Genomic DNA, 24,581 nt, shown 5'->3' on the forward strand with positions numbered 1-24,581 from the left:
AGACCACAAAAATGCGGTCTTATTTTTCTTTATATAACTAACGCATTCCTACTTTAACTAAACTGCCATTATGTTGAATAAGAAGAAGCAAATAAAATACCTTAGTTAACAAATGTTATCAAAGGTATTCTAATTCAATCGTAAACGGTGCATTCCTACGTATTGGATTATTTGGGGATAGGTATTTTAACTCTGAATCTAGCATACGGCTATAATATATCTTACGAATAAACCGTTTTAAGTGCGTATTTATTTCCATAGGATCTGCATTCCCATTTTCAATATCATCCAAAACGGTTAAAACATTAGATAACTTTTCCGTTACTGTTGCAGTATTAGTATTTGCTAGCCTAATAGTTAATTCTTCAAGTTCTGCATTAAGTAATTCAATGGTATCGGTTATTGATTCCTTCTTACTTGCTATTTCATTAACAGTAAAAACACCACTAATAGCTAATTCAATTAATTTATTAAACTGTTTTTTTTGTTCTTCTATTTTCCCGTTTATATGGATTAACTGTTCTTCTAAATTGGCTGTTAAATTAGTTGTATCATTATTAAGTAAAAGTTCAATTTCTAGCTCTATTTCACCTCTTAACTTACTTACTTCCTCCATTACCAACTCTTCAACGTAAATAACATTTATACCCATATTGGGGCATTTAGTACCATCTTCCATTAAGTACTCGCACCCTTTAATGTAATAACTTGCATTTCGATTGTTTTTACAAATCACTAGCTTTCTACCACAGTTATGGCAATAACATAAATCTTTTAATATCGTTACGCCTGTAACAGAGCTAGGTCGTTCTCTAATAATCTTTGCCGTTTCAGCCCTTGCATCACGAATACCGTTAGCCTTTTCCCATTCTGCTACGCTGACAATTGGGGGATGTGCATTTTCTACTTCTATCGTATTAACGTTTAAATATACATATTTTCCATTCTGTTTCACTCGTTTACGATCATTAAACACTACCATCCCCTTATAAGCTGGATTACGAATGATCCGTCTAATACTTGGTAAGTTAAATGCTTTACCTGTTGCACTTTTATATCCTTCCGCATTAAGGATATCTCGTATACGATAACTACCTAATCCTTCATTTTGCAGCTTAAATATGTAGCGAATAATATCTGCACTTCTCTCATCTATTTCTAACCTTTTAGTATCCTTATTTCGTTTATATCCATATGGTACAGTACCACTAACGTGCATACCTTGTTTAACCATTGATAACTTATTATTTTTACTACGAGCACCTATTAGGGAGTGTTCTTGTGAAGCAATTAAACTTCCAAAACGGTACATTAAAACGTCAGATTGGCTATTCGCTAAATCGTAAATCCGTTCTCTGGTAATGATTGGCTTATTATAATCTACGCATGTCTGCAACACCTTTTCACTGATAAGCCCATTTCGGCTTATACGGCTTAATTCTACTACTAATATTCCGTCGTATTGCTCTATATCGTTTAACATGCGTTGAAGTTGCGGACGTTCACTTAACTCTGACTTACCTCCGCTTAATACTTCTTGATACAGATCATATGCCCATCCACATTCTTTAGCATATTCGATTAACATTGTGCGATGATTAAGTAATGTGTCTGCATTTTCGCCCTTCTTTTCTTGTGATATACGTAAGTAAATAGCAACATTATATATATCAGTGGCTATGTTATTTTTTTCAACTATTTTCATAAGTAATCCTCCCCTCTATTTATTAATATTGTGTAATAGGATAAAACCGTACAAAATTTAGTATAAAATTAATAATACAATGAAATTTAAAGTACTGCATTATAAAAATGCAGTAGGTACTGCATAACCAGATGTATGCCCACGTAATCCCTCAATAATCTCCAACCCTTTTGCAACTGGTGCTCTAAAATGACCAATTCCTTCTGATAAATCACATTGATAAATATAATATGGTCTGACTCTTATTTTTACTAAGTCATGCATTAACTTTTTCATAATTGGTACGCTGTCATTAATCCCTGTTAAAATAACTGACTGATTCCCAACTGGAACGCCAGCATTTGCAAGCATTTCACATGCTTTTTTTGCTTCTTCTGTTACTTCAATACTCGTATTAAAATGTGTATTTAACCATACTGGATGATATTTTTTTAATATTTCACATAAGTTGTCGGTAATTCTTTGAGGGAAAACTACAGGCGCTCTAGTTCCAATTCTAATAATTTCCACATGATCGATTGCTCTTAAATTTTTTAAAATATATTCCAATATATTGTCATTAATTAATAATCCGTCTCCACCTGAAATCAGTACGTCTCTTACTTCTTCATTTTCACGTATATATGCTATTGCTTCATCTAATTGTTTTTTCGGTACTCCCATACCAATTTGCCCTGAAAATCGACGTCTTGTACAGTAGCGACAATACATAGAGCATTGATTTGTCACTAAAAAAAGCACACGATCTGGATATCGATGAGTTAATCCAGGAACTGGACTATCATCATCTTCGCCTAGTGGATCTTCCGAATCATATTTTGTTTTATTTAATTCTTTACTAATTGGTACAGACTGCATTCTAATGGGACAACGTGGGTCAGTCGGATTCATTAAAGAAGCATAGTAAGGAGTAATATTTAATGGAATGGTTTTAGTAGATATTCTTACCCCTTCTTCTTCATCCTCCGTTAAATCGATCACTTGTTTCAAATCATCCAATGTTCTGACTGTATTTGTTAATTGCCATAACCAATCGTTCCATTGTTCATCCGTAACATCTTTCCATAAAGGAATATCTTTCCAATGTCTTTGAGGTTTATAAAGCTGATTTTTCATTTATGGTCCTCCTTGTTTAATAGGACAATTTAAATTTACTAAATTAAGTAAAAATTTCTAGTTATATACCTACTTCTTTATATGCACTAAATAAAAAGTTGGTGAAAAAAGTAAAACTCAAAAAAACAGTATAAATACTGTGTAAAAAATGAAATAAACCGACTAACTAAATGTTAGTCGGTTTCTGTGGCTGACGCTCAATAGTTTTTAGCAAGTTACAAAAGACGCACCGATGATAATTAATAAAATAAATAACACAACGATTAACGCAAATCCTCCGCCGCATCCAAAGCCACCGCCGCAGCCGCCGTAGTAAGGTGAATATCCCTTCATAATAGATTGCCTCCTTCACTTAACTTTTAGAAATCACACTAAAGTATATGTAAGGGTCACAATCCTTGTTACATAGGCATTTGTCTATATTTAAGGCGAGATTAAATATATTTTTGGATAACAACTTTATCTCATAGTGCTAAACATAAGGGCGTATGAATGATTAAACAATTTTCGAAAATCAACTTTAAGTAATAAAAAAAGTCTTGAGAAAACTCTCTCAAGACTCTTTAACTTAATAAATTAGTGATAATATAAATGTCCAAATACAAACAAATGCTAGCAATCCAAAACTATATTTTAAAGTCATTTTTGTTAATGTCGATTCATTACCAGTTTCACCTACTGCAGCAGTTGCGATTGCAATTGACTGAGGTGAAACTAGTTTTGCAATTACCCCACCTGCAGTATTTGCTGATACTAATAATGAAGGATTTGTACCTAAAATATTACCAGCCGAAACTTGAATTGGAGCAAATAAAGTATTGTTATTCACGACAGAACCAGTCATAAATACCCCAATCCATCCTAAAATTGGAGATAAAAACGGAAATGCGTCTCCAGTGTGTGCAACTGCTTGACTTAAAGCACTTGTTAATCCTCCATAAGTCATCAATTTTGCGATACTAATAATTGCACAAATCATAATAATCGGTATCCAAAATTCTGAGATTGTTTTTAAAAGTAGAGATAAACCTCTACTAACATTAATTGATTTAGAAGTGAAAATTGTAACTAATCCTGCTAATAATATTGCAGTACCTGTTGCTCCGATTAGATCAATGCTGACATTTATTGTTGAACCTGGAACAACGAATTTTATAACAGTAGAAGATAGAGCTCCTCCAACAGCGAATAAACCTTTAAATGATTTTAAGCTCCAAATTAATACGAAAATTGTTAGTAAATAGAATGGTGACCATGCTTTAATCACATCAGCCATTGAATAAGATTCAATTTTAAATTCTTTCCCATTTAGTAAGAAAATATTTTTAGGTTGCCATTTTTTTAGAAATAATGCTAAAACACCCATTGTTAATAATGAAGGAATAATATCTGCTAACTCTGGACCTAAAAAGATTGTCATGATTGCTTGAGAAACTGTATAAGTAATAGAGGTTACTAAAATTGCCGGTAAAATTTCTTTAATTCCTTTAAATCCATCGATTAACCAAATTAACAGAAATGGAATCGTAAAATTAATAATCGGTAAAGTTAGTGCTGTCATGATTGAAACTTTCATTGAAGTTACGCCATGTAAACCAAATGTATCAATAATTCCCACTGGTATTCCAATTGCTCCAAACGCACCAGATGCTCCATTTGCAATTAAACAAAGCATAGCTGCTTGCAATGGTTTAAAACCGACTGAAACTAATAATACCGCACAAATAGCAATCGGTACTCCAAAACCTGCTGCCCCTTCAAGAAATGCGTTAAAACAAAATCCAATCAATAAGAACTGGATCCGCTGATCACTCGAAATACCAACTATACTACTACGTAAAATATCAAACTTCCCAGATTCTACTGTTATTTTGTATAACCACACAGCCATTACAATGATATAACCAATTGGCCATAACCCTTGAATAGTTCCTTGGGTTACACTTCCGATTGATTCACCGATTGGTAATTTAAAGATTGTAAGTACGATTATAAACGTAATTCCTAGGTTTAATAAAGCAGCATAAATACCTTTCATTTTTAACACGGTTAAGCATAAAAGAAATAAAAGAATCGGTACAGCCGCAACAAGTGCTGAAATTGCGAGATTATCAAATGGATTAAAGCTATCTACTAACATTTGGTTTACTCCCTTTGTTTAGGTTCTTAGATTTAACCTATAAAATCTAGCATCCAACCTAATTATTTTGTTAAATAACTTCACAAACTTTATTTTTATTAATATTGCCTTATTAAATCATTAATATTTATTTCAACCGTTATATATTTTGTGAAAGTATTCACATATGGTGATAAAAAAATAATTATTTTCACCTAATTTATTCGTTTTTATTTGTGAAGAAATTAACAAAGTAAATTTTATACTATGTAGTATTTCTTAACAATGAACAATTATTTCTATTTATGGAAAAATACGGTATATATCAATTTTCCTTTTTTGTTATGTATTTTCAAAATATTAGAGGGGAAATATAAATTAAATTACATAAATAGACCAACAATCATATTGAAGGAGTAATTTAGTCATGTCGAAGTTCTTGCGAATATGCCTTCTTTCTTTTCTTGTTTTCTTTCTAACCAGTTGTCAAATTAGACCATCGAATCACGACCAAAGCCAATCAAATCCACTAAGTGAACAAAAAATCAGCTTTAAAAATAAACTTTTAAAAAACTCATTATTTTTCCTAGTTATTGGTGTTGATTCTCGTGGCGAAAAAAACTCACGATCAGATAGTATTGCAGTAGTTCAATATAATGTTGAGGATCGAACTCTAAAAGTTGCCTCAATACTAAGGGATTCATATGTTAAAATTAAAGGTTATAAGTTTGGTTATGGAAAAATTAATCAGGCTTATTATTTAGGTGGAGAAAAACTACTAAAAGAAACAATTTATAATAATCTCGGTATTCCGATTGACCATACGGTTATAATTGATTTTAAAGGTTTTGTTGGGATTGTAGATACACTTGTTCCAGAGGGTATAACAGTTAATGTTAGTCAAGCAATCATTAATGATATGAACTTAAAAATGAAACCTGGAAATAATAAACTACACGGTCAACAGCTTTTAAAATACGTACGATTTAGACATGATCAAGATAATGATTTTGGAAGAGTTCAACGCCAGCAAGAAGTATTGTTAAAAGTCGTAAGGGCCGTTAAAGAAAAGTTAAATACTTTTGGAGGAATTGCTAGGGTACCTCTTTTACTAGACGAAACAACAAAATATGTTTCAACTGACTTAAAATTAGATGAAATACTTTCGCTTGCTTCTTTTGCATTTTCTCAACCAATTGAAAAAATTGATCGCCTAAGTATTCCTGTAGATGCTGGTTTTACAAACGAAACGGTCGAACATTCAGGAGCAGTACTAAAATTAAACTTTTCTAAGAACAGACAAACAATAAAGCAATTTTTTAAAGCTCCTACACCAGTCATTAATAGTAAAAATAGTAATAAAAAGTTGAAAAATAAATGATATTTTGAATTTCACAAAAAAGAGAAGGTTATTATCCTTCTCTTTTTTGATTATTTTTATCTTGTACTTTTTTATCCTGTAGTGACTTAGTAAATTATTGATTAAATGAAATCACTTTATACGTATCCGATGAGTATTCCAAAATTGTAATACTAGCGTTTTTTATTTCTAATTCAATATTAAATTCTTCTGAAAACTTTTTTACAATATTTCGAATCGTATTTCCATGAGTGACAATTAATACATTCTCATCGTTTTTATTATTTTCAATAATTAGTTCATTTAATCCTTTTTCAATTCGATCCCATAGCTCGGAGTAATTCTCGGCATGATGGTATGGATCAGACTCTTTGATAAAATTTGTAATATCTTCTAGGGAACGATTTCTTAATAGTTCTCTAAAGGAAGAGTAACCGTGATCATTTGCAACTTTACCTAAGGCTACTGCTGAGAATTCTCCTTCAAAACTACCAAAAAAGGACTCTCGGAAGGCTTTTGATTTTCTTATTTCGGGAATTTCGTAATTGTTCTGCTGTAAAATTAGTTCTGCCGTTTCAACAGTTCTACCAGAATCGCTAGTATATACACGGTCAAATTGGATATCTGATAATCTATTTCCACATTCAATCGCTACTAGCTTTCCTTCTTCTGTTAATGGACTATCGGCCCATCCTTGCATTCTTTTATAACGATTTAAATAAGTTTCACCATGTCTAATTAAATATAAATGAATTCTATTTTCCATCTAATCACCCACAATGTGAATTTTAAAATCTAGTTAAAGATTGATCCTTATTTGCCAAAACCTTACCTAAATAAATCCCACTAGCCGCTGCTTGAGATAATGAGTGGGTAACTCCAGAGCAATCTCCAATTACAAATAATCCATCTAAACTCGTTTGAAAGTTTGAATTTGTTTCAATAATTGGTGAGTAAAACTTTCCATCCATTCCGTAAAGGAGTGTATCCTCATCAATTGTCTCTCCAATAAATTCTTCCAACTGATTCAAAAATCCTTGTAAAATATTCAAATATAAATTAGGAACTTCATTTTCAAGGTCACCGCAATCAGCATCTAATGTTGGTTTTATACTGTTTTTTTCCATTTTCGCAATTGTTGTAGGCTTGCCGCTAAGTAAATCACCTAATCGTTGAACGACGATGCGATCTGACCCATTATTTATTTTTCCAATAATTTCATTAGCGTAAAGATTTGCTTCATTTAGTGATGGAAAATATTTAGGAGTGAATAAAGTAAAATTTAAATTAGTTGTCCCTGATTCTTTTTCCTTAAAATTTTGTCCATCTGGCATCACTAATCCTTCTTGAAACTTTCGAACGATTCTACCTTTTGGATTCATACAATATGTAGTTGAAATCAATTCGTCATATTCAAAAGCAAGTTTCGTTTCAAATGTATCTTGTAAAATTGAACGAAGCTGTTGTTCTTTCATCTCGACTCTAATCCCTAAATCTAAACGAGTTCTTCCTTGTTTAACTCCAAGTGAAGCACACTGATCATTTAACCATTCTGTTCCGGATCTACCTGTTGCAAATACGATGTTTTTAGATTCGAATTTTCCTAAGTTAGTATCCAAATAGAATAGATTATTCTCCTTTTTAATATCTAGAATATCAACTTCAAAGCGAATATCAATCTTACTAGATAATTCCTTATATAGTCGTTCGAATATTTCTGTTGAAAGACGTGTACCGAGATGTCTAACTTCAGTAGTTAACATATGTAACTTGCAACCCTCGGCTTTTTTTGCCAAATTTTCATTTACAGTCGAATACTTTTCTACAGCCCCTCCACCATAAAGGCATAATAGATCGTCAACCTCTTTCATTAATTGTTCAAGATTTACTCTGCCTACCTTTTGTGCTAATTCTCCCCCAAAATCACATGAATAGTTGAATTTCCCTTCTGATTTACCAAGTCCTGCAAAGCCATAATATTTACCACAAACGTCGCAATTGCATATTCCGCCTTTATCTATAGCACAGGCCCTTTCTTCTAAAGACTTTCCTTTTTCCAGTATTAATACTTTCTGATTTGATTGTAATAATGTATATGCTAAAAAAATGCTACTTACACCTGAACCGATAATTGTAATATCATACATCTTTTTTCACCTTCTTGATTTTTTCACTTATTTTAATTGTACAATAGTTACTATCTTTAAGTGAAATTCTCTAGTTTTATTTGATAGAAATTATTTATATAAAAAAAAACACGCCTTAATTAGCGTGTTCAAGAATTTTTATTCTTATCCTTATCTCTAAACTCTAAAATGGCGATCACAAACATACCAAAGCTAATCATCAGTGATAAAACTTCGAAAGTAATAATAGAAACCGCCTCCTTACTTTTAAGCCTTCCCGGAACCAAGTTTGTCCTATACATTCAACCATATTTTTTTATATTAAATTTATAACCTCTCTTAAAAAAGGGATTAACATGCAGGATTATTCATTGTTACATTTAATCCAATTTCTTCCACAAACTTTTTAAGGTCTATTTTTTGTTAATAATTGGAATAATAGTTTCGACAGGAGGAATACAAATGGAACATTTCGAAGCATTTTTGAATAGTAAGAATTGGATTGATAATGATTTAGATGCAAGATATATAAATATAAACCACCCTTATGCGATCTTAATTTCTGGAGAAGAAGGACAAATTACTTTAAGAGGAAACACCGGTTTTGATAACGGTCAAAACGGAGAAGAAATCTTCTCTTTTACATCATTAAAAGAGCTTCAAACGTGGTTTGAAGATAATATTGGTGAATGAATTCGTTTTATTTAATAAATATCCTACTCATGCCAAAATCTAAAATTATTGGCTGAGTTTTTTTATTTTATTGCAATGTAAAACGCTGAGAAAATCATTTACCCTAAAATTTAATTTTTTGAAACTAAAAAAGCAGATATACATAAAGGATATTGAAGCATTTGCAACGAATAATTTTCTTTGGAGGTGTTTGATATGAGCAGTATAAATAAAGAATTAAATTCTACTAAAGATGATTTGTATTTAGAGGTAAGCAACGAAATGAAAGGAATCCAAATCCATTTGTTAGAAGAGATTACTAGGTTAAACAGCGAAGTTAATTTTCTAATATCAGTTGTTCTACCAAATATAGATCGAGATCATTTAAATAATGATCAATTGGCCATGTTCGGAGAAATCGTATTAAATAAAAGAAGTTAAACACAATATTAGGTTTGTGAAATTCTATCAAATGAAAAAATGATAAATCCTTGAAGCAATCAATTCAAATTATGTTTTCAAATTACTTCTCTTTTACCTCTTATAACTCTTACCACTTATGATTGATTGTTGGATTGTAGAACACGAATCCAAAGAATTTGTATTACCTTTAGATAAACCGAAAAGCAAAATACTTTTTATTTGAATGTAAGTCTATTTCTGTATTTAATTAATCAATATTCCAAAGTATTTACCGTTTACTCTTCAATCTTTTTAGAAAAAACTTTACCATTGTTTAATTGACACCAATCCAAATCTGTTGTGTCTCTGTATTTTTCATTAAACTCATCTATCGTAAGGAAAACTTCAATATTACCTTTTTCAAGTTCTAAAAGAAGCGTATAAGGAGTTAAGCCGTAAACATTAGAAACAGCAATTAATTCACCAATATGTATTTTTTCAGAAAAATCAATTTTGTCTTCCATTTCAATCTCTCCTTACCCTATAGAATTTAAAGTCCAAAGTACTTTTATATTCTGCCCTTAATACAAATTTATCTTCAAAAATACTTCAATAAGATTTTGATTAAATTAACTATAAATACGAGACCGACTTCATTACAAATTGAAAAAAGTGAATTTAAAAGAGTAAAAATGACTCAAGTGTGTTTCTTGAGTCATTTTATTTTTGGCTTTGCTTACTGAAATAATTGTATTAATAGTATTATTTTTTATTTGTTTATGTTTTATTAATTTTATGATGCAATTATTAATACCTCGCTTCTATTTAAGAAAATAAATTATGTCTATTCCTAAAAAAACTTCAATTTGTGATTTATATCACAAATTTATATCAATATATTTGGTAATCTTTTTTTAGAAAGACAAAACAACAAAAATCTTACGGGGGTACTAAAATGAATCAACCATTTAATGAGTTATCTAAGATTAGTGAGATTGTTACTGAATTCCCAAAAGCAAGTGATCTATTTAAAACATATCGAATTGATTTTTGCTGCGGTGGAAATAGACCTCTAATTGATGCGATTGAAGAAAAAAATTTACCAAAAGATGAAATTTTAACAAAACTAAATACACTTTATCAAGAAACAAAATTATCAAACGAAGTAGTAATTGATTTTAAAGAAGCTTCTAGTAGTGATTTAATCGATCATATTATAAGTAAGCATCATCGTTTTTTAAATGAGGAATTACCTCAATTAAGCCCATATGTAACGAAAGTAATGCGAGTTCACGGAGAAACTCAACCTCATTTAGTAAGATTACACAAACTGTTTTTTGATTTAAAAACAGAATTAGAGCAACATACTTGGAAAGAAGAATCAGTGGATTTTAAATTAATTTTAGAATATGAAAAAAACCCAACGGAAGAAAATTACAAGAAATTAAGTAAAGTCGTTAACGAGTTAGAAAATGAGCACAGTTCTGCAGGGGATATTTTAAAAGAATTACGTGAAATCACGAATGACTATACTCCACCAATGGAAGCATGTGGTACTTACCGCCTTGTTTATCAAAGACTTGAAGCTCTTGAGGCTGATACATTCCAACATATCCATTTAGAAAATAATATATTGTTTAAACGAGCAATTGTTAGGGCTTAAATAAATCTAGTTTATATAGGAGCATGACAACTCATGCTCCTTTTTTAGTTAACTTCCGCTTGCAATTCTTCTATATTTATTACAAAAAAACCCTCTGAATCAATCGTAACTAATTCCTTTTTTCTTAATTGGTTTATCGTACGGTTTACTGACTCTCTGGATGAACCAATCATATTAGCAAGTTCGCGATTCGTAAAATGAGTTGTTAGTTTAGATTGATTTTTATCTAAAGATACCCCATTCGATTTACATAGACGTAGTAGTAACATGATTACTTGGTCATATGTATTATGTAGTGTTTGTTCAACTAATCTCGCTTGTAAGTCAATAATTTTTTCTCCTAAAAACTTAAATAACTTAATACATAATTCAGGATATTTAATCAGAATTTCCTCAAAGTCAGCGATTGGAGTGACAATTAACTCCGCTGTTTTGAGAACTTCAACATGAGCAGGGAAAGTTCCTTTTCGAAATAAACCAACATGTGGAAACATCTCGCCAGTTCGGGGTATCGAAACAATTTGTTCTCTACCCGACGGATCAGTTATATGTATTTTTACTTTTCCAGAGTGTATAAAAAACACTCGATCAAGTTTGTCACCTTGCATACAGACAAATGATTTTACTTTATATATTCTTATATGTGAAATATCTACTATAGATTGAAGCTCCTCATCCGATAGATCTTTAAAAAGTGGCACTTTTTTAAAATGATTAAAAATTACATCTGACATTCAAAATACTCCTCTATAAAAAATTCCTAATACTCATTTAACATCTATTTTGTATATCAACTACAAGTATTTACCTATACCACTTATATAATTAATAAAAAAAGACTCCTTTGATAAGAGTCTTCATTTAGTTCAGTTATTAAAAAAAACTGGAGTAAATTTAAATTCATTTACATTAAATAAACCTTTTGTCGTAATTTTTATACTTGGAATTACAGGCAGTGCTAGAAATGATAATGTTAAAAAAGCGTTAAATGTATTGTTTGGCCTAATTTGAAGTAATGATTTTTCAATTTGGAGTAAACCTGCTTCTACTTCTTCTGCAGATTTATTACTCATTAAACCGCCAATTGGTAATGATAATTTGGCAATTACTTTTCCAGAGGATACGACTACAATTCCACCGTTCATTTCTTCAATTGTTTTAATTGCAAGATACATATCAGCATCATTCATACCGGCAACGATTAATTGGTGTGAATCATGAGCTATTGTTGTAGCGATTGCTCCCTCAATTAAATTTAAACCTTTAACAATTCCAAGACCAATCTCTTTTTCAGAATGGTAGCGATCTATTACTGCTATTTTACATAAGTTTTCAGCGACATTTGGAACAAAATAAGTATATTCATTTGATAATTTTTTAATTAAATGATTTGTTACGATACTATTTGGATTAATTTCAATTATATTAGCAAGCTTTTTGGAGTCGGTTTTTAATTCGAGATCTTCAATCTTTAGATCTCCTAAGCTTACTTTTGAATCAATTACATTTGACTCTTCACTATTAATTCGTTTACTAATTTGTTTGTTTTTAACGATAAACTCATTTTTACACCATACGTCCGTAACTTCTACTGATTCTAAGTCGTTTAAAAATACTAAGCTTGCTTCATATCCAGGAGCAATTGCTCCTTTTTGTTTTAAACCATAACATGTTGCTGGATTTAATGTTGCCATTGAATAAGCAGTCACTGGGTGAATTCCAAATTTGATTGCTGTACGAATACAAAAATCAATCGAACCCTCTTTCATGATATCGTCTAAATGTTTATCATCAGTGCAATACATAATTCGCTGGGCATTTCGATCATTTACTGCAGGTAATAAATCCTTTAGATTTCTTGCAGCGGACCCTTCTCTAAATGCAACATATAACCCTGCTCTTAGTCTTTCCATTACTTCCTGTACATTTGTACATTCATGATCAGTTGAAATACCTGCATAGGAATATGTGTTTATTTCATTTTTAGATAGTCCAGCTAAATGACCATCGATTGGCTTTTGATAAGCGTGAGCTAATTTTAATTTATCGATCATTTGTTTTTCCATCGACATAACAGCAGGATAATCCATTACTTCAGCTAAGCCAAGTACTCTTGGATGTGTCATAAAAGGCTCTAAATGTTCTGCATAAAGTATGGCTCCCCCGCGCTCTAATGAGGTTGCTGGTACACATGACGGTAACATAATTCTAACGTCTAACGGAATATTTTCTGATGCGTCTAACATCATTTTTATTCCACCAACCCCAGCAACATTTGCGATTTCATGAGGATCGGTAATAACTGTAGTTACACCATGTGGTAGTACAGTTCTCGCATATTCACTAGGTAAAACCATCGATGATTCGATATGAACATGGGAATCAATAAAGCCTGGTGATATATATTTCCCTTCTGCATCTATTACTACATTAGCTTCATAGTCACCTATTCCAACTATTATTCCATTTGTAATTGCAATCGAATCTTCTATTATTTCTTTCGTAAAAACATTTATTACTTTCCCATTTATGATTAAAAAATCAGCCTTTTCAGCTTTTGTTGACGTTTTCATCTCATGTAGATTCATGTTTGTTTCCTCCTAAATATTTAGGAGAGAATATGCTATGTCATATCTCTCGTAGTCAAACTATATCGGCAGCTTGGTAGAAACTTTTGGACCGGTTATTTCCAAAATTATACGAGCGTATTAAGAATCACTTTATTTTTTAGTGAGACAGACGAAAAAACAAGTTTTAGGACGATGTCTTCATACTGAATCATTTAAAGTGAATAAACTTAATTAGCTAATATTTAATTGTAAAAAACTATATTGATAGTATTCTATAAAATTTTGAGTCTAAAAAGCAATAACTATTTTAAGAGTTTTAAATATAAAATAATTCATAATTTTCTCGTTAATGAATACTATGTTAAATGGGATCGTAGGATGGTAATCATAGGAGGTATGTAGTTTGAAGAAAGTGGTAGAAAAAAAACGAATAAACCCGCATATTTTTAATCATTTTTCATCCTATTCAAAAAAAGAGGACAATTTGTTCCCTGTTAATTATAATCGATTTGATTCGTTCCAAAGGCTAATAAAAAATAATTCACCAATAAGTTATAAACAAGACAATATAATAAAGCAAAATTTAGCTTTTATAAGACTCGTTAATGTTTTACCAAAAAAAATAAGCTTAGACATATATGTTAATCGTACTAAATTTATTTCGAATTTAACTTATAAAGAATCAACTCACTATTTAACTTTACCTTCAGGGGTACAATTTGTTGAAATTTTTAAAACGAATGATCAATCAAAACCAATTCATTCTGAACAACTAAATTTACTTGCTGAGCAAAAATATACGATTGCTATTGGTCATAACTTTGACCAAATCTCACTGTTTTCATATATGGATAATAATTCCTTGCCACAAGGAGAAGCTAAAATTCGCTTTATTAATTTATCCCCTAATTCACCTAATCTAGATTTTGCAGTAAAAGCTGGTGAAGGCGATGTTGTTTTCCCAAATGTCCCATACCGAAAAGCCTCAGAATATCTGCCTATATCTCCAATGACAGTTAATTTGGAAATACGTTTAACTGGTACAAAAATGATCATATTTCCCCTCTATAAATCAAAGTTTAAAGAAAATATAGTATATGATTTAATTTCAGTTGGGTGTGTTGAAGAGGATCCAAGATTTGAAGTCATTAAATTATTTTAGAATTATTTTGACCGATAAGAAATTAACGGCAGGAGATCGGTAGCTCTGGTTGAAAAAAAACAGGATTGTCAAAATTAGACAATCCTGTTTTGTTATTTACTCACTAATCTAACAACACTCATACTATTCACGTACTTTGTAAGCTTACATTCACACGAAAAATCTTTAGTTATTACCTAATAAAAAAGAACGACCTTTAATAGTCGTTCTAAAGTTATTTATTTAATAAATCATTTTATTTTTTTGGTCTGCTCATTTTTATAATAAGAAAAACAATAAGCACTAGTGACACCGCAATAATAATACCATTAAACCAAATTTTCGTTTGAAACCAACGAGGTTTTTGAGCGTCTACGATAGGCGAGACAATCATTTGTTCTTTTAATTTCCCTAACACCAATTTTTCTTTTTGAATATACTGTTTGAAGTTCTCAATATCATACTTTGGTGCTTCTACATGATCGTTCCCATAAAGCAACTTGTATGGCCCAGTACCCGTGTCCTCAAATATAATCTTATCCAAAAAATATTCGACCTTTATTCCCTTTATATCCAATGGTGGATTGTCTTCGTTATTAATTTTTATTTTAAAATATGGCTGCGTAATTGGAGTTACTGCTGTGATCGTAGTATCGTTAATTTGAACGTTTTTAAAATTAATATGATATATCTCATTTTTACCATCAACTTGAATTTCATTATCCTTTGGGTCAAATACAGAATAAGCTCGAGTAAAATTATTATCAATGTCCAGCATTATTGTCTTGATTTTAAGCCTATTTTTATTCTGGATTGCAATATCCGTCAACTTAGAACCCTCTTTAATTTTAAAAGTGGGATTACTAGTTTTCTTATAATCATTCCATTTAAAATCGTAAGTTTTATGAACTAAATGTAGCTGTTTAAAAATCAGATTTTCAACATTATCTAGCACTTTTACTCGATAAAAACTATATTTATGGACAGTGCCAAGATTAATCATTTTATTTTCTAATCGATCAGTCCGGTATAGGTCATTTTTCTTTATATACTCCCACAGATTACCATCATAACTACCATAGACTTCTACATGCTTTAAAAAATCTAAATTCGGCAAATCGATCAGTAGTGTATCTCCTTGAATATCCTCATTTTCTTTTATTGGTGTGATACGAAAATCCAAGATCGTATTTTGATCTTTCTTTGCAGTATTCACTAAGGTTGAAGAATAGACTATGTTTTGCTCCTGCGATTCTTTATAGCCATTTTCTATATAAAATGGAACAAACTGCCCCTTACTGTTTACGATTCGAAGGTCATTTAAATTCTCATCTGCTCCTGCATATACTTCTTCATCCAAAAAAAATGATTGGTATTTATTATGATCTGGTATATCAATTGACTTGGAAAAATGCCAATCCTTACTATTATCCTTTGCTTCGATAACTGTAAAGATCGGTAACATAAAAACCAAGGAAGAAATACTAGCAATTAAACTAATTTTTTGAATCAACTTGACCATGTTGCTCCCCCAGTCTTGATGAAACTCTTTGATAAATAAATGACACGCCAATAAGCACAAACCCGAAACTGAAATATGCGATTATCTTACTTCCCGAAGATAGAAAAGATAAATCAAAAAAGATTAACTTTCCTGTTGATACAAGAGTTAGTCCAAGACCTAATCTTCTAATATACATATATCGCTTACGGAAGCCATATAAAATATAAGAAATTGCTAACAATAAATATAATAAACTGATTGCTAATCCTACCTTATTTAATTGAAGCTGTATATTTATGAATACTGTAAGGATTCCTATTAAGTAGATTCCTAAAATTAAAGGATACAATTCACTACTTTTAAATTGTCTACGAATATATGCAATTAAGAAGTCCCGACTGCTGAAAAACACGAAAATATTAACACCAATCAATATACCTAAGGCAAGATATTCGACAAATGTATTTTTTGAAAAATCTTCCTTCAATGCCGGGAATTGAATCGTTACATAAATACAAATTAAATACCCGATCATGTATAGGAATAAGCAATAATACTTCACAATACCGTCATAAAGGACTTTCATTTTAGTAAGAATATATGCAAATACAATCGTAATAAATGCTTGTAGTAACCCTTGATAAAAGGAATAATGTGTAAATTGATCAGATACATTATTGCTATATACATTGTCAATCTCATACATTAAATAAAACCATATATTAACTAGAGTAAAATATTTAAACCAAGTAATTACTTTTAACTCGATCGGTCGAGAGAAAAGTGGTACATCACTTCGATTTTGTTGTATCGCATAAAATAAAGTAAGAATCGACATACCAATAATAATCGCACCATATTTAAAATCAAAATAATCATTGTTAATATCTAGTAACATATTCATTCCGATATCAATAACAAAAAATGATCCAATACATAGAAGGAATATGCCCCAACCAGCTCTAGTTAGTTGCTTGAATTTATAAATGCTTCCATAAAGGCTTAACAGAATCCCCTCAATAAGCCATCCTATAGATAACCACTGGATTCCAAACTGGAACGGAATCATTAAGATCGCAAATGTTAGTGATGTCGCATAAAATAACAACATCGTTTGTTTTTCTTTCTTCATGACTTTCTCGATGAATTTTCCCAAACCAATATACACAAGGCTAAAAATAAGTGCTAATAAACCTCTTAAGTCCTTTAATCCCGCTTCGTCAAATAAGAAGTATAATAAACCGCAACTAATCACTGTGTTTAAAGACAATAATACAACGTCAAGTCTAGTAAGCTTTGATTTGTATTTAAATGGATACAATAAAGTGATACCAAGGTACATTAAGAATGTAATGATCGAGTACAATATGCTAATTGATTCATTATCAGCTAACCATATTAATGCAGCTAAAGATGGTGTGTTAAATAAAAAGCTAATGTAATTTACAATCGTCCAACGTTTTCTAAATGAAACTAACAATATGCAAAGATTTAATAGGAAAAGATAACCCATCGCTGTGTAAACAGCATTTCCGTGGAGGCCGAAAGCCCACATATATGAAAATAATGGAAGATAACCTCCTACTAGTCCGAGTGAACAAATAGTCCTTGAATGATATCTTAATGATAACAGTACTGCGGTTAAAGAAACTAAAATAGATAAAGTCAATCCTACATAAATGTCTATTATATGTAATAAAAAATAACTATAAAAAATCGATCCATACAAGACCGAAATTCCCCCTCCTAAAAGTCCAAGAGCAAACGTCTGTTTTTGCTTTCGGAAAAACACTTCCCCACCTGCCAGCATTACTGCTCCAAGCAAGAAAAATATACTCCCTTTCATATAGCCATTAAACCAAGTGGAATATGAATATTTAAATGCAGCCCCAACACCTAATATAATTAGGAGAATTCCAAGTTTATTGATCCAATTCAAACCGATTTTCATTTCGATTTGATTTTGTTTTATTCGTTTCTGAATAATTTCTTCATTTACTTCTTCTGAAGAAAATTGGTCTAAACCATTTTTGACATTTCCGATTAACGTTTTCTCTTCTTCTGCTATTTGTTCACGATGCAAAATAATTTTCCGATCTAATTCTGAGGAAATTTGCTTAAGCTTCGCTCTTAATTCATCTTTTTCTATCTCTAAATCAATGGAAGCCCTTTCAAATAGACGCCTGATTTTTTGTTTCGCATCGAATTCAAAGGCATCTAATCGGTTATGATGATCTTTTGTTCTTCCTTCAAAATAAGTTTCTAATTTCTTACGAGATACTTTAATAATATTGAGTTTCTCATCAAGGATTTGCTCCATCAATGAATTTCGTAATTTAACATTCTCTTCTGATATTTGATCATACTTTTCCTGTAATTGAGACAATTGAAGCTTATACTCTTCGTAATAATTACGTAAAGTTTGATTTTCATGAATCAAATCACTTGATTCATACTGCTCAATTAAGGTCTGATACTCCTTTATCAACTCGTTCTGACTATCTTTCAAGAATATTAGCCTATCTTTAAAATCATCCATCATTTCCTCCTCCTTGTTTTCGAAGATTATATAAATTATAAAAAGAATACAAAATATTACTTTTTATATAACACTTCCGGTATATACTATTTCACTTTTAGTAGTGTGATAACACTTAAATACTGTTAAAACAAAAATAATTGAGATAACAACTTTAGATGATTGTTTCATTGTTCAAATACAATGGCCTTTATTGACTGTTTGCTAATTCGGAAAGGCGATTCATTACATCTTCTTGATCAAACGAACTATACCATCGATAGTCTGAATCATCTAAAATACGATAATGTTGACTAATTACATTTTGTTGAACACGATAGACGCCTTTTTTCTCAACTTCATGCCAAAACAGTTTCCCTCCAAGTGTTTTAAATTTTGGAGTATACATTTCATCGTGTGCCAGTGTTTCAATAACTTCAAACGGTTCATCACCAAAAAAATTCTTTAAAATCATACTATCCTTGAACAAAGCACAGACAGCAACTGTATTTGTCCATCCTAATGATGTTCGTTCTTTTTCAATTTGAACGAGAGTTTTTTTGGAAATTCCAAGAACAGTTGCCATTTTTTCTTGCGAATACCCTTTTTCTAGACGAATCAATCTTACATTTTTTGAGATGAGTTCGATTAGTTTATCTTTATTCATATTAATCACTTCCAATGAAAAGTTTTAAAGCGATGATGTGTTTTAGTTCAAAAATTTACTCCCACTCACCTTTAGTGTAATATTACACTTTGTGGAACTTTTTGTAAATAAATGAGTTGATTTATTTTTTTAAAATTTTTCAGAATACAATCTTAAACATCATGAGTAGTGGTTTAAGAAAAGGATCTTCTTTTTTCTAAGATCCTTTAAAGATAATGATCTAGCGTTTCTTTATTATTTAATGTTCGAATTACACTTTCCTTTTTCAACATAACCCTAATCAGATTCTACAATAGGTTAAGTTAATTATACATTTCAAATCGACTTCTGTAATTTGGGGGAATTTTACCTTTTTCCATAGGATTTCAAATTATCCTCTTAAACAACCTAGCAATATACAACTCCATTATACAAAATAAAAAAACTCGGACTTATTATCCGAGTTTTTTTATGCCTCTTTTGGCAACGTTATGTAAAATGCTGTCCATTCGTCATCAGAAAAACAATTAATTTTCCCATCATGTTTTTCAATGATTTGTTTACATACAAATAAGCCAATTCCAGTACCATGATTTTTTGTCGTAACAAATGGTTCAAAAATTGTCCGTATGCTTTCTTCACTAATTTTAGGTCCATTATTTCTTATTTGAATTTCAATCTTATCCTCTAAATCTGAAACTTGATAATGAATCGTTTTTTGCCCATCGTTTTCAGCCAATGCATCGATTGAATTCATTAATATATTAAGTAAAACTTGACGAAGTTCATTTCTGAAACCTGGTATGTATATTTTTTGAGATATTCCTTCTTGTAAAATGACATTCGAATTTACAATACTCGGATATAAGAATTCTGTGATTTCTTTAAATAAATCATTAATTAAAAAGGATTCCACGATCTGATCATGATCTTTTTTCGAGACATGAAGAAATTGATCAATTCTAAAATTTAATTGATGCAATTCATGATCTATGATGTCTAAATATTTTAATTGTGGATGATCTCCTTTAAGTAATTTTACAAATCCTATAATTGAAGTAAGTGGATTTCTAAATTCATGAACGAAACTAGCAGACATTTGTCCTAGGATTGTAAGTCTCTCTTTGTGAGTCTCGTCAATGAACTGTTTTTTCTCTTCTATATCTTGTGTAATGAGATATGAATAATGTTTTACTGTAAAATAAATAAACTGGTCAAAAACGTAGTTAATTTTATTAATGAGTGGCTGAAGTAGACTAATACTTTCTTCAAATTCAGACAAATGTTTAAATAGTTCACTTCTAGCTATATTTGAGTTATACACAAAATCTCCGATGTTAGCACTTGCTCTAGCTCGTTCAAGGGCGATTTTATGCGCCAAATCTTTGACTTGATCCTCACTTATTTTACCCTTAATAAATAATAACGTAATGTCAATCAATTTAGTTCCATTAATGATAATCTCGGATTTAAATGGATCATTATCGCTAATTACCGCTTTAGCGACCCAATTCTTTACTAATGTAGGCATACTTTCCTGTATGAAAGCGCTATACCTACTCTCTATTGACATATCAATAAGGAACACCTCCAATAAAAATCTATTAATTAAATAGTAACAAATTTTTAAATATTCGTTAAGTAAAAAAATAAAAATTTGTCGAATTTATTACGACAAAGTAATATTTTTTACAATATTCTGATTAAAACGTAAATTAAATTGATGAATATTTCATTCATTTCTTTCAGCAACTGAACCTTTACAATTGTCACTTAGTCCTAGTTATTATAAAACTAAAAGTACGCAAAAATGTCAATAATATGGTGTGTAGAATAGAATAAAGTTAGATACAATTAAATTAATAAACTGAAAGTAGGTATTTCAATGGCTGGAAATAAAGTTGAAGATTATTTAATCAAAGGTATCTATGGTGAAAAGCAAATAAAAATTGAAGAACGAAATATTTTTTTAGGCACAATTCGTGAAAGAATTGAAATTGCGTTAACGACAAGTCAAGTGATGGCAAATTCAATCTATCCAATCGTTGAAAAATCAATCAGTATGAAAAATGTTACTTTGTTATTAAATGGTACTCTAGCCTATAATACAATTTCGAAATATATTTTACTGGCAAAGAAAAAAAATATTCCCTTTTCATTAGTCAATAATTTACCCGTCCCTACTCCGATCGGACTTGTCGTGACGCATAATGACGCAGTTGATAAGAATGAAATTTTTGTTAAAGATGAACTTTATAAATCAACTAATTTTTAATTAATTCGGTATGTGAAATTTCAAAAAATATGGATAAAAGCGCAGCTCAATTGTTTTACAATTTAAGTTGCGCTTTCTTCTTCTAGTTCAGGTTTTTTGATTGGTTCCCGTGTTAATTCAATCGATTTTATATAATGTCCGTCTAACTTAAGAACTTTAAATGTGCAGTTATGATATTTAATTGAATCTCCTTCTTGCACATCAAAATTTTCAGTTAAAATCCATCCACCAATTGTATCAACATCAGTATCATCAATATCTAAGCTAAAAACATCATTAATTTCACTAATTAAAACTTTTCCTGCAATGACGAATTTATTTTCGTTTACTTTACTTATATCCTCTTTCTCATCAACATCAAACTCATCACGAATTTCCCCAACAATTTCTTCTAAAATATCTTCAACTGTTACTAAGCCAGATGTACCTCCGTATTCATCAACTAATATTGACATATGTATATGTTCTCTTTGCATTTTAACAAGCAAATCATGAACAGATATTGATTCAATAACTTGAATAATCGGTCTAATATATTGTTCAAGTGTTTTTACCTCTGCATCCCCTTTATGAAGAACAAAATCAGTAAAAACATCTTTAAAATTTATTAACCCAACAACATGGTCCTTATCTCCATCTACAACAGGAAAACGAGTATATTTTTCTGTGCTCATAAAGTGAATATTCTCATGAAAAGGTTCACGCAAATCAATTGCAACCATTTCCGTTCTAGGAACCATTATTTCTTTTGCTACTCGCATATTGAAATCAAATATATTGTTCACATACTTAAATTCAGATTGATTAATTTCACCACTTTTATAGCTCTCAGAAAGGAGGATTCTTAACTCCTCTTCTGAATGTGCAACTTCATGTTCTGAAGCAGGAGGAAGTCCAAATATTTTTAAGACCATCCTTGCTGAATTATTAAACAACCAAATGAACGGATAGGTAATTTTGTAAAAAAGAATCAATACTGGTGAAAACTTTAAGGTAATTTGTTCAGCCTTTTGAATAGCGATTGTTTTAGGTGCTAATTCACCAACTACGACATGAATAAATGTAATTATTCCAAAAGAAAGTAAAAAAGAGATTGTGCCACTTACTGCAGTAGGTAAATTCAAATCGTCAAGCAGCGGATGCAATAATTCATCTACAGCTGGTTCACCTAACCAACCTAAACCTAAACTCGTAACTGTAATACCAAGTTGACAAGCTGAAAGATATTCATCGAGATGTGTTATTACTCGTTTTACAGCTCTTGCTTTTTTATTTCCCTCGCCAATTAATTGATCAATTCTAGAACTTCTAATTTTTACGATTGCAAATTCTGAAGCAACAAAAAAGGCAGTAAATGCAATTAATACAACAACTAATAATAACTTAGTACCAATTCCAAACAATTGAGTCATCCCTCCAATTGGAAGTGAAGGCCATCTTCATAATTAATATTTTTAAATTAGGCTTATCTTAGTATATTCAGTTAAATAATTTGTTATCAAAATTTTTTTATTTAGGCATTCTTAAAACAAGATAAAAAGGATGTTAGAAAAGGTTTCCTCATTTCCTCTTTGAACACTCCTCAATATTTCTTCTCTCTTAATTACCATTCTTTACCTTATTTCTATTTTCCTTCTCCGGTAGTGTCTTGCATTATATGCTATATATCAACTTTATATTCTAAAATTTGTAGAATATTCCGCTAATAACAACGTAATAAACCGAATTTCGATAAAAATCAATTCAAAAGTAATTAAGTTTACATATTCAGCTATTTTGATTGTTTAGAACCTATTTATTCGATGGATTTTAAGAACTTTTGCCGAGTCAACACTAGTTTTGTCAACCTCAAAGGAATGTGCAGTTTAATAAAGAATTTTTAATTATATAAATTATTTGGAGGAGGAATAGCGTATGTATACAACTTCTCAAGTGGCAGAACAACTGCAATTAACAAATAAAAAAGTATTATTATTTTTAAAAAAAGGTAATTTAAAAGTAGAGAAAACTCATAATGGATATTTGTTTACAGAAGAACAAATCGAACAGATTAAAGAAATTTATGAAGCTTCTGCACAAACGATCGAAACAAAACAAAATGACACTGATCACAACATTGACATTATAAAAGAATTAACTCAAAAATTAATAAAACTTGAAGAAAAAGTTGAAACGAAAGCAAATGAAGTCGTTTCAGTTCAAATTTTGGAACATCGATGTGAAATTGAAGATTTAAAGAAAGTAGTTGTTAAACTTGAAAATCAAGTAGAACAATTAAATGAACAAGTGACCTTATTAAAAGCGGATTTAGAGGATCAGAAAAAGATCATTACATTTAAACCGAAAAAACGATTTGCCATTTTATCAATATTTGGAGTTTAAAAAATCTAAATTCAAGTTTAAAGGTTATGAACCCTGAGTAAAGTCAATCAGTGAAATAAGCGTTTGGAGTTAAAAACGTAGAAGAATTTTCTTCTACGTTTTTTTACATACTAAAATGAATGTTGGTCAAAAATAAAATTGTATGAAGGGAGGAATTTCCATGCAAAAAAATGCGCGTCAATATACTCAGGATGCAACTACTGAACTTAAACACGCAATTGAATGTCTTCAATCTGCATTAGAAACCGTTGAAAAACCACAAAACCACGAAAGAATCGAGCAAGCGCTTCAAGCTTGTCAAACAGCTTATAATCAAACGAACCAGGCAGCAGGTATTCTTGAACAAGAATAGTATGCAAATTAAAAAACTCAGGTTTATCCC

The 24,581-nt window shown here is 30.6% G+C and carries 22 protein-coding genes, 1 pseudogene and 1 riboswitch; of the genes and pseudogenes, 8 read left to right on the forward strand and 15 right to left on the reverse strand.

Annotated elements, in window-relative coordinates:
• Positions 1-118: 118 nt before the first annotated feature.
• The 4 genes and pseudogenes from AB1282_RS20315 to AB1282_RS20330 form a co-directional block, all read right to left on the reverse strand.
• A complete protein-coding gene (locus AB1282_RS20315; protein WP_429900202.1) occupies positions 119-1,705 on the reverse strand; it encodes a recombinase family protein in 1,587 nt (528 codons plus the stop codon).
• A gap of 111 nt (positions 1,706-1,816) precedes the next feature.
• Positions 1,817-2,821 (reverse strand): annotated as a pseudogene (ablA, locus tag AB1282_RS20320) (lysine 2,3-aminomutase); the annotation flags it as partial.
• A 207-nt stretch (positions 2,822-3,028) separates the two neighbouring features.
• Positions 3,029-3,154, reverse strand: a complete 126-nt coding sequence (locus AB1282_RS20325) for a YjcZ family sporulation protein (RefSeq protein ID WP_069032026.1) — start codon at positions 3,152-3,154, stop codon at positions 3,029-3,031.
• Between the two features lie 235 nt (positions 3,155-3,389).
• The gene (locus AB1282_RS20330; RefSeq protein ID WP_429900204.1) at positions 3,390-4,961 is read right to left on the reverse strand and encodes an L-lactate permease; all 1,572 of its coding nucleotides are present in this window, start codon (positions 4,959-4,961) and stop codon (positions 3,390-3,392) included.
• A gap of 406 nt (positions 4,962-5,367) precedes the next feature.
• On the opposite strand from AB1282_RS20330, the gene AB1282_RS20335 reads away from it, so the two are divergent.
• A complete protein-coding gene (locus AB1282_RS20335; RefSeq protein ID WP_429900206.1) occupies positions 5,368-6,321 on the forward strand; it encodes an LCP family protein in 954 nt (317 codons plus the stop codon).
• A 94-nt stretch (positions 6,322-6,415) separates the two neighbouring features.
• On the opposite strand, the gene AB1282_RS20340 is transcribed toward AB1282_RS20335, so the two are convergent.
• The 3 genes from AB1282_RS20340 to AB1282_RS20350 form a co-directional block, all read right to left on the reverse strand.
• Positions 6,416-7,066 (reverse strand): histidine phosphatase family protein, encoded by a 651-nt coding sequence (locus AB1282_RS20340; protein WP_429900208.1) that lies wholly within the window; start codon positions 7,064-7,066, stop codon positions 6,416-6,418.
• A 22-nt stretch (positions 7,067-7,088) separates the two neighbouring features.
• Positions 7,089-8,447 carry an NAD(P)/FAD-dependent oxidoreductase gene (locus AB1282_RS20345; RefSeq protein ID WP_429900210.1) on the reverse strand — a complete coding sequence of 453 codons (1,359 nt, stop codon included), beginning with the start codon at positions 8,445-8,447 and terminating at the stop codon, positions 7,089-7,091.
• A gap of 128 nt (positions 8,448-8,575) precedes the next feature.
• A complete protein-coding gene (locus tag AB1282_RS20350) occupies positions 8,576-8,728 on the reverse strand; it encodes a putative holin-like toxin (protein WP_353611566.1) in 153 nt (50 codons plus the stop codon).
• 160 nt (positions 8,729-8,888) lie between these two features.
• Between AB1282_RS20350 and AB1282_RS20355 the strand changes: the two genes are divergently transcribed.
• Both AB1282_RS20355 and AB1282_RS20360 read left to right on the forward strand, forming a co-directional pair.
• A complete protein-coding gene (locus AB1282_RS20355) occupies positions 8,889-9,119 on the forward strand; it encodes a hypothetical protein (protein WP_429900212.1) in 231 nt (76 codons plus the stop codon).
• Positions 9,120-9,314: 195 nt separating this feature from the next.
• Entirely contained in the window at positions 9,315-9,539 is a 225-nt protein-coding gene (locus AB1282_RS20360) for a hypothetical protein (protein ID WP_429900214.1), read from the forward strand.
• Positions 9,540-9,796: 257 nt separating this feature from the next.
• Here the strand turns inward: AB1282_RS20360 and AB1282_RS20365 are convergent, their stop codons facing one another.
• Complete coding sequence (locus tag AB1282_RS20365; RefSeq protein WP_056466304.1) at positions 9,797-10,024, reverse strand: hypothetical protein; 228 nt, start codon at positions 10,022-10,024, stop codon at positions 9,797-9,799.
• A gap of 431 nt (positions 10,025-10,455) precedes the next feature.
• On the opposite strand from AB1282_RS20365, the gene ric reads away from it, so the two are divergent.
• Positions 10,456-11,163 (forward strand): iron-sulfur cluster repair di-iron protein, encoded by a 708-nt coding sequence (gene ric, locus AB1282_RS20370; RefSeq protein WP_429900216.1) that lies wholly within the window; start codon positions 10,456-10,458, stop codon positions 11,161-11,163.
• Between the two features lie 44 nt (positions 11,164-11,207).
• Here ric and AB1282_RS20375 read toward each other — a convergent pair whose 3' ends face one another.
• Positions 11,208-11,897 (reverse strand): Crp/Fnr family transcriptional regulator, encoded by a 690-nt coding sequence (locus AB1282_RS20375; protein ID WP_429900218.1) that lies wholly within the window; start codon positions 11,895-11,897, stop codon positions 11,208-11,210.
• A gap of 132 nt (positions 11,898-12,029) precedes the next feature.
• Positions 12,030-13,751 carry an adenine deaminase gene (ade, locus tag AB1282_RS20380; protein ID WP_429900220.1) on the reverse strand — a complete coding sequence of 574 codons (1,722 nt, stop codon included), beginning with the start codon at positions 13,749-13,751 and terminating at the stop codon, positions 12,030-12,032.
• A 32-nt stretch (positions 13,752-13,783) separates the two neighbouring features.
• Positions 13,784-13,886, reverse strand: a riboswitch (purine riboswitch).
• A 259-nt stretch (positions 13,887-14,145) separates the two neighbouring features.
• Between ade and AB1282_RS20385 the strand changes: the two genes are divergently transcribed.
• On the forward strand, positions 14,146-14,895 hold the full coding sequence (locus AB1282_RS20385; protein WP_429901195.1) for a DUF4397 domain-containing protein: 750 nt from the start codon (positions 14,146-14,148) through the stop codon (positions 14,893-14,895).
• A 235-nt stretch (positions 14,896-15,130) separates the two neighbouring features.
• Here the strand turns inward: AB1282_RS20385 and AB1282_RS20390 are convergent, their stop codons facing one another.
• The 4 genes from AB1282_RS20390 to AB1282_RS20405 all read right to left on the reverse strand — a co-directional run bounded on the left by AB1282_RS20390 (position 15,131) and on the right by AB1282_RS20405 (position 21,115).
• Positions 15,131-16,396 (reverse strand): hypothetical protein, encoded by a 1,266-nt coding sequence (locus AB1282_RS20390; RefSeq protein WP_429900222.1) that lies wholly within the window; start codon positions 16,394-16,396, stop codon positions 15,131-15,133.
• Positions 16,371-18,917, reverse strand: coding sequence for a DUF2339 domain-containing protein (locus AB1282_RS20395; RefSeq protein WP_429900223.1), 2,547 nt, complete (start codon positions 18,915-18,917; stop codon positions 16,371-16,373). The genes AB1282_RS20390 and AB1282_RS20395 overlap by 26 nt, the downstream gene beginning before the upstream one ends.
• Positions 18,918-19,107: 190 nt before the next feature.
• The gene (locus AB1282_RS20400; protein WP_056466326.1) at positions 19,108-19,563 is read right to left on the reverse strand and encodes a helix-turn-helix domain-containing protein; all 456 of its coding nucleotides are present in this window, start codon (positions 19,561-19,563) and stop codon (positions 19,108-19,110) included.
• Between the two features lie 448 nt (positions 19,564-20,011).
• The gene (locus AB1282_RS20405; RefSeq protein ID WP_056466330.1) at positions 20,012-21,115 is read right to left on the reverse strand and encodes a sensor histidine kinase; all 1,104 of its coding nucleotides are present in this window, start codon (positions 21,113-21,115) and stop codon (positions 20,012-20,014) included.
• 312 nt (positions 21,116-21,427) lie between these two features.
• Here AB1282_RS20405 and AB1282_RS20410 point away from each other — a divergent pair, with 312 nt between their 5' ends.
• On the forward strand, positions 21,428-21,817 hold the full coding sequence (locus tag AB1282_RS20410; RefSeq protein WP_390311886.1) for a DUF1694 domain-containing protein: 390 nt from the start codon (positions 21,428-21,430) through the stop codon (positions 21,815-21,817).
• 62 nt (positions 21,818-21,879) lie between these two features.
• Here AB1282_RS20410 and AB1282_RS20415 read toward each other — a convergent pair whose 3' ends face one another.
• Complete coding sequence (locus tag AB1282_RS20415) at positions 21,880-23,229, reverse strand: hemolysin family protein (protein WP_056466336.1); 1,350 nt, start codon at positions 23,227-23,229, stop codon at positions 21,880-21,882.
• Positions 23,230-23,731: 502 nt separating this feature from the next.
• Here AB1282_RS20415 and AB1282_RS20420 point away from each other — a divergent pair.
• Positions 23,732-24,199, forward strand: coding sequence for a MerR family transcriptional regulator (locus AB1282_RS20420; RefSeq protein WP_056466339.1), 468 nt, complete (start codon positions 23,732-23,734; stop codon positions 24,197-24,199).
• A 160-nt stretch (positions 24,200-24,359) separates the two neighbouring features.
• The gene (locus AB1282_RS20425) at positions 24,360-24,551 is read left to right on the forward strand and encodes a hypothetical protein (RefSeq protein WP_056466342.1); all 192 of its coding nucleotides are present in this window, start codon (positions 24,360-24,362) and stop codon (positions 24,549-24,551) included.
• The last annotated feature ends 30 nt before the right edge of the window (positions 24,552-24,581 follow it).

It is taken from the genome of Gottfriedia sp. S16(2024) (assembly GCF_050473765.1).
Classification (GTDB): domain Bacteria; phylum Bacillota; class Bacilli; order Bacillales; family Bacillaceae_G; genus Gottfriedia.